Origin of the sequence: uncultured Rikenella sp. (genome assembly GCF_947628055.1) — a bacterium.
Lineage (GTDB): Bacteria > Bacteroidota > Bacteroidia > Bacteroidales > Rikenellaceae > Rikenella.
In genome coordinates, this window is record NZ_CANQYJ010000139.1 from 1 (window position 1) to 4,723 (window position 4,723).

The following is a 4,723-nucleotide window of genomic DNA, read 5'->3' on the forward strand; positions in this document are numbered from 1 at the left end:
GAGCCTAAGGAGTAGCGCAGCTATCTGAAAGTTTCTTTGGTTCTTTCTTTTCAAAGAAAGAACAGTCACTCACAGTAAGGTACAGAATAAGCGAACAGATAATATGCCATATATCCGGATACGAGAACTGTTTTCAGCATTGGCAGCCGCCGTCATTTTCGTGCAGTGCGCCTCCATCGCGCAGCCCCAGGGAGGGCCACGCGACTCATTGCCCCCCCTGATCGTCAGCACCGATCCCGCGCCCAAAGCCATGAACTTCAAAGGCAAACGTATTTCCCTGAACTTCAACGAATACGTCACCCTGCGCGACCAGCAGAAAGAATTTCTGATTTCGCCGCCGAACATGAACGGCAGCAAACCGACACTGACCGTCAAAGGCCGCTCCATACTCGTCGAATTTGAAGAACAGCCCGACAGCAGCACCACCTACCGCCTCGACTTCGGCAACTCCATCGCCGACAACAACGAAGGCAACCGGTTGGGGAACTACGCCTTCATCTTCTCCACCGGCCCGGAACTCGACACCCTGATCATGAGCGGTCTGACCATCGACGCCCAGACCCGCGACTCCGTGATCGGCGCCATGGTCTTCTTCTTCGACGCCACAGCCGACTCCACAGCCTCGCACGACTCCACCCTATTCAACGCCCGGCCCGACGCCGTATTCCGCACCGACAGCTCCGGCCTGTTCCTGGCCGACATACTCAAAGACAAAGACTACCGCGTATACGCCATACTCGACAAAAACGGCAACCAGCGGTACGAATCCGGAGCCGACTACGTGGCCATGCTCGACAGCGTATACAACCCCACCCGAATGCCCGACTTCGACATGTGGATCGAACCCGCCACCGGGCGCAAAGGCCCGAGGCGGCAGATCGAACCGCCGCAGCTCCGTTTTGAACTCTTTCAGGAAGAGCCGGTGCGCAGGCAGACCATACTGGGCAGCAGCCGGCCGGAACGGCAGAAATTAGAAATCATCTTCAACGCCATCGAACCCGCCGAAATCGTTTCATTCGCACCGGTCGGCATGGATTCGACGTGGTTCGTCCGCGAAAACGGCATCAAGGGAGATACCGTGTGGTACTGGATAGCGCCGCCAACCCGGGAAGCCGCCGAAGCGCTGCAAGATACCATCCGAGCGAAAATCAGCTACATGACCCGGGACAGCGTGTGGAATCCGCAGCTGAAATCCGAAGAGCTGACCTTCGTGCACCGCATCATCGACCCGAACGCCCGCCGCAGGTCGAATACGGCAGCCGCCGACAGCATCCGGAAAGTCAAAGAAGCGCAGCGCAAAGCCAAACGGGCGGCACATCTGCAAAAAAAATGGATCAAAACGGCACGGATCATCAGCCGTCGCCGAGGCGATCCCAAACGCACCGATGCCGAATTGCTGGCCGACAGCACGCTGTTCAAACAGGTGGACGTGGACACCACGCAAACCGAAAAACCGCGGCGCGACGACCAGCTGCCGGTCAAGAATCCGTTCGGATACCAGGTGCAGGCGGCCAATCCGCTGAATCCGGAAAACCACATCCGGCTCCTGTTCGACTATCCCCTGCGGTCGGTGGACGAGGCCCGGATCCGGCTGACCAAACTCTCCGAAGCCCAGTCGTCCCTGCCGAGCCGGGAACGGCAGACGACGACACCCGAGCCGGGAAAAAAGACCGAAACGCCGGAGCCGTTTACCGTGGAACTCGACAGTGCGACGCGGCGGCAGCTCACCATACGCGCCGACTGGAAAGCCGACGACGAATACAATCTGCTGATTCCCGACAGCGTATTCCTCAATATCGCCTTCCAGGGGAACGACACGCTGAAATCGACGTTCAAAGTGGCCGACGCCAGCAAATTCGGCACCGTGATCGTCGAACTCCGGGGCGACAGCCTGTTGCCGGACTATGAATACATTCTCGAACTGCAGACGCAGGACGGAAAGACCTACCAGCGGATCCGGCACGCCGCGGCAGGGGGGAGTTACAAGCTGCGCTACCTGCCGGCCAGACAATACCGGCTGCGGGTGACCGAAGACCGCAACAAAAACGGAGAGTGGGACACCGGATCGCTGGTGCAGCGGCGGCAGCCGGAACGCATCCGCATCTGGGAACACCCGGTGACAGGGCGTAATATCATGGCCAAGGAAAACTGGGACGTCGTGGTGCCGGTCGACTTGCGGGAACTTTTCAGCCGGCCGTAATGTGTTTAACCGAGATGACGATGACTTTACACCGAATCATATACATAGCCGCAGCTTTGGGAGCGGTTTTGTCCTGCGCCGCGGCGGAGGCCCAGGAGCGGGGCGTGCCGTCCGAGACTCTGACTGCGGCCTGGGCACCGGTCAAAGTGGATCACTACATCGGCGTGCGGGGAGGATATGCGATGGGTACCGCGCGGTTCGAGCCGACACGCCAGATGGAGTACAAAATGGGGCTGATGGTCGGCGGTCTGGTCTACAAGTTCGACGTGCCGGCCCAGAAGTATGTGGGCTGTATCGAGGCCGACATCAACTGGTCGCAGCGGGGCTACCGCATGCACCGGACGTTCGAGTCGGACGAGATTTACGAACGCACCTGGAACACCGTCGAGATACCGATCCTCTGGCAGCCTTACCTGCCGCTGAGCAAGGGCGGCACGCGGTTCTACCTGAGCGCCGGGCCGTACTTCAGCTATGCGTTCAGTTCGGACTACCGGGAGTACAACAAGGCGACGGGAGAGGTGTACTCGGAGGGAAAATACGAATACGACCCCACGCGGGACAACCGCTGGGGATACGGCGTCACGTTCGGGGCGGGAATGCTGTTCGCGATCCGGCGGTTTTCGATCTCGGCGGAGTTCCGCTACAATATCGGTCTGTCGGACGTTTTAAAAGGGGTGACCAAATACGAAGGGAACCCGTTCCGTTCGCCGGCCGACCAGCTGGCCGTCACCCTCGGGGTGAACTACAAGGTCCGGATGCACAAATAGACGATCCGGCTATTCGCCTTGGTAGAGCCGGTCCAGCTGGGTCTGTATCTTTTCGCTCAGGATATACTCGTCGTACTCCATATACTTGTCGACCATGCCGTTCGGCGTGATTTCGATGATGCGGTTCGCCACCGTCTCGATGAACTCGTGGTCGTGCGAGGTCATCAGTACGATCCCCGGGAATGACACCAATGAATTGTTGAACGCCTGGATCGACTCCAGATCGAGGTGGTTGGTCGGCGAATCGAGCACCAGCGTATTCGGATTTTCGATCATCATCCGCGCGATCATGCAGCGCATCTTCTCGCCCCCGGAAAGGACGCTCACTTTCTTATACACCTCTTCGCCGCTGAAGAGCATCTTGCCTAAATAGCCCCGCAGGAAGAGTTCGCTCGTATCGGGCGAATACTGGGCCAGCCAGTCGATGATCGACAGGTCGGAGTTGAAAAACGCCGTATTGTTGACCGGCAGATAAGCCGACTTGATAGTCACCCCCCATTCGATCATCCCCGCTTCCGGCTGGAGGTTGCCCGTGATGCACTCCAAGAGCGCCGTCACCGCCCGCGGCTCGCGCGACAGAAAGACGGCCTTGTCTCCCTTTTCGATGGTGAACGACAAGTCCCGGAACAGCGTCTCCCCTTCCGGCGTGGAGTAAGTCAGCCCGTCCACCGCCAGAATCTTCGTCCCCGGATCGCGCTCTGGCTGGAAAATGATCCCCGGATATTTCCGCATCGACGGTTTGATCTCCTCGATCGTGAGTTTCTCGAGCATTTTCTTGCGCGAGGTGGTCTGTTTCGATTTGGCCACATTGGCCGAGAAACGCTGGATGAACTCCATGAGCTCCTTGCGTTTTTCCTCGGCCTTTTTGTTTTGTTGGGCCAGCTGCCGGGCGGCCAGCTGGCTCGACTGGTACCAGAAGCTGTAGTTCCCGGCGAACAGATTGATGTCGCTGTAATCGATGTCGATCGTATGGGTGCTCACCGCGTCGAGGAAGTGCCGGTCGTGCGATACCACGAGCACCGTATTTTCGTAGTTCGACAGGTAGTTCTCGAGCCACATGATGGTGTTGACGTCCAGGTCGTTGGTGGGTTCGTCGAGCAGCAGGTTGTCCGGTTTGCCGAACAGGGCCTGCGCCAGCAGCACTCGCACTTTCTCCTTGGCATTCAGGTCGCCCATCAGCGAATAGTGCAGGTGCTCTTTGATCCCCAACCCGCTGAGCAGTTCGGCTGCGTCGCTTTCGGCATTCCACCCTTCCATCTCGGCGAATTTCTCTTCCAATTCTGCCGCCCGGATGCCGTCTTCGTCCGAAAAGTCTTCTTTGGCATACAGGGCGTTTTTCTCCTGCATGATCTCCCACAGGGGCTGATGTCCCATCAACACGGTGTCGAGCACGGTGTGTGCGTCGAATTCAAAGTGGTCTTGCTTGAGCACGGACAACCGTTCCCCCGGTCCGAACGCAACCGTGCCGCGCGTAGGGTCGACATCGCCTGCGAGCACGCGCAGGAAGGTGGATTTCCCGGCGCCGTTGGCGCCGATCACGCCGTAACAGTTGCCCGGGGTGAATTTGAGGTTGACGTCTTTGAATAGAACGCGCTTGCCGAATTGTACTTCCAGGTTGGATACGGTTATCATCTCTCGCTTTTTTATATTTATTCGATCTTTTATTAGTACGTACCATAGAACTGTTCTCTTTGTGAACAAAGAGAACCAGAAAAACTTTTTGAGATGCTAACGCATCTCTTGAGCCTGCCGGATA

General features: G+C 57.9%; 3 protein-coding genes. 2 read left to right on the forward strand and 1 reads right to left on the reverse strand.

The genetic code is table 11. From position 1 onward, the window contains the following. Positions 1-103 precede the first annotated feature (103 nt). The gene (locus tag Q0Z93_RS09655) at positions 104-2,200 is read left to right on the forward strand and encodes an Ig-like domain-containing protein (RefSeq protein ID WP_298064997.1); all 2,097 of its coding nucleotides are present in this window, start codon (positions 104-106) and stop codon (positions 2,198-2,200) included. 20 nt (positions 2,201-2,220) lie between these two features. Continuing rightward, positions 2,221-2,967 carry a porin family protein gene (locus Q0Z93_RS09660; RefSeq protein ID WP_298065000.1) on the forward strand — a complete coding sequence of 249 codons (747 nt, stop codon included), beginning with the start codon at positions 2,221-2,223 and terminating at the stop codon, positions 2,965-2,967. Between the two features lie 9 nt (positions 2,968-2,976). Here Q0Z93_RS09660 and Q0Z93_RS09665 read toward each other — a convergent pair whose 3' ends face one another. Beyond that, positions 2,977-4,599 (reverse strand): ATP-binding cassette domain-containing protein, encoded by a 1,623-nt coding sequence (locus tag Q0Z93_RS09665; RefSeq protein ID WP_298065001.1) that lies wholly within the window; start codon positions 4,597-4,599, stop codon positions 2,977-2,979. Positions 4,600-4,723 lie beyond the last annotated feature (124 nt).